2 protein-coding genes are annotated in these 2297 nt (G+C 32.4%); both read right to left on the reverse strand.

Going from position 1 to position 2297, the window contains the following annotated elements:
• Positions 1-184: 184 nt before the first annotated feature.
• Complete coding sequence (locus tag C6368_RS16880) at positions 185-586, reverse strand: hypothetical protein (RefSeq protein WP_107040394.1); 402 nt, start codon at positions 584-586, stop codon at positions 185-187.
• A 675-nt stretch (positions 587-1261) separates the two neighbouring features.
• Entirely contained in the window at positions 1262-2086 is an 825-nt protein-coding gene (locus C6368_RS16885; protein ID WP_107040395.1) for a hypothetical protein, read from the reverse strand.
• Positions 2087-2297: the final 211 nt, after the last annotated feature.

Consider the following 2297-nt stretch of genomic DNA (forward strand, 5'->3'; position numbering starts at 1 on the left):
TATGGCAAGTAGGGCAGTAGAAAGCGATAAACTATCGAGTTTGCACTGAGCCAAAGCGTTGTATTTTGTTTTTATCTTATTCATATTAAAAGCCAAATCAACGATTTGGCGGTGTTTGTAAATAGCCCTGAAGTTTCGTTAAGCACTGAATGCCCTATTTGCTATATACCGTGTTAGCATCATTTTATTCTATTTTTTTCATCGTCCCCTTAAACTCTCTCTCCAAACCACTCTGCTCTATTTTATAGGTATAATTAAAAGTCGTATTATCAATTGGTTCTATAGAAACCGAAAGTGTATCACCAATTTTTACGAACCCTTCTTTTTTCAAATTAGATTTGGTGTATATCAATTCATATTCACAGTTTGAGATCCACTTCAAGTCGTAAATCAGAGTGTCTCCTTTTTCCGAATCAATATAGATTTGTTTGTTAGTTGTCCGTATTGCAATATGAGTCTGGTCAAATTGGTTTTCTTCCTTGTTCAAATAAATATATCTCCCTTCTCTAAATTCAGAACAATCGTTGTTTGAATTGGCTAAGCCCAAAAGAGATGCGATGAATACAAAAAATAATACTGATTTCATTTTTTTCTAATTGATGCTAACGTCCAAGCTACGTATTGTCGCTATTCATTTTTAATTTAGTCTAAAGTAGTCATTTTATTGTAATCAAAATGTTCATTTTAAAAGTTTCGTTGGCGATAATACTTAGCGGGTGTTATCGGAAGTAAATTCATTTACGGAGTAGAACACCCGGAAATATAAAAGGCTAACCACACAATATTGTTCCTTTTTAGAATGGAGCTTAGGTAGCCAGCTAGGCACTGTTCTAAAATGGTAGCTGAAGTTTTTTCTTCCCTTTTTTACTCTAAACCTTAGAACGATCAAGTTAACTGACCATTAGGAATGGAATAAACTTCCCTTGTATTAAATATGTTTTGCTAATAACTTGACTTTTATGTTTTTAATGGTTAACTTTTATTTAAAATCTGATAGACGTGCCAACGTCAAAAACACTCTAAAAGAGATGTTTGCACGGTTTACCCGTTACAGATTTTAAAACCAATTAATTTTTCAAATTACCTGGTTATCGTTCTTGGTTTTGAACAAAAAACTTGAAAAAATACAGCGTTCAATATGAGGGTGGGTTGTCCTTTACGAGGTGGACTATTTGCGATTAACGTTTGGTGCTAGAAAAAGTAGGGCTTTTCTCGGACATAATTGTTGCCCTATTTTTTTTAGCACGTGTTAGCAGCATATTTAATAATTTATTCTAAAATTAATTGTGCCAGCATTAACGCTGTGACAATCGGCTCTTACTATTGTTATTGAAGAGTTTTCGTTTTTTGATTCCAGTAAAAGACGTTGGGGCTTGCAATCTAAATCGTAAAAGTCATCTAAGTATTCGGATAAAAATATTTCAATTTGCTTAGATGTCCAAGGTTGCACAAAAGCAGGGAATTCAACATCTAATACCTTTAAACACCTTCCATCTGATGTATTTGGAAGATTTATTAAAACTCCATCAAAACTATTATATGTCATAACCGTGGTGTTTTCTAGATTACCTGATTTATCGTAATGGTACTCTGTTTTTGTAGTGTCATCATACTCACCATAGACCTTGTCTCCAATTAATAACTCATTTTTGTACTTTTTAATTGAATATTCTATACAGCAAGTGTCAAGATAATTGTCCGCTAGGTCAACTCTATATCTGACTTGTTTTGTTATTCTGATATTGTCAAAAACTGAATCTTGATATTCGGAGTACCAATTTAATGTTCCATTTTCTCCATCATTTTTATACCATGTGTATTTTATTTCTCTTCCATTTGAGTCATAACTCCATTTACAAGAATCAATATTATTGGGCATACTGAAATTATATCTGACCGAATCTTGAAGTAATTTGTTTTTGTACGTGATTTTCTTTGAACTTATTACTGAATCAGGGTCATAATGGTTAGTTATCCATAGGGTTGAATCCTTGTTCGCGTATGTAACAGAATAAGATTCCAGCTCTACAAATATTTTTTTATTACTCAAATGGAAGTTGTAGGAGATTGACAATGTCGAATCCATAGCTACATTATTCTGAGCAAATATGTGAATGGGGAGTACACAAAAAAGTAAGAGCCAATTTCTCATAAATTATAAATGCAATTTTCTTTTTAAGTAACAATTTCTAGTTGCTGCTAACGTCCAAGCTACGTATTGTCGCCGTTTATTTTTAATTTAGTCTAAAGTAGTCATTTTATTTTAATCAAAATGTTCATTTTAAAAGTTTCGTTGG

The organism is Brumimicrobium mesophilum (assembly GCF_003025005.1).
GTDB lineage: Bacteria > Bacteroidota > Bacteroidia > Flavobacteriales_D > Crocinitomicaceae > Brumimicrobium > Brumimicrobium mesophilum.

What these genes read in the sequence shown, in the direction of transcription:
- C6368_RS16885 (WP_107040395.1), bottom strand. Translation starts at nt 2,086, where the DNA reads ATGGATTCGACATTGTCAATCTCCTACAACTTCCATTTGAGTAATAAA.
- C6368_RS16880 (WP_107040394.1), bottom strand. Translation starts at nt 586, where the DNA reads ATGAAATCAGTATTATTTTTTGTATTCATCGCATCTCTTTTGGGCTTA.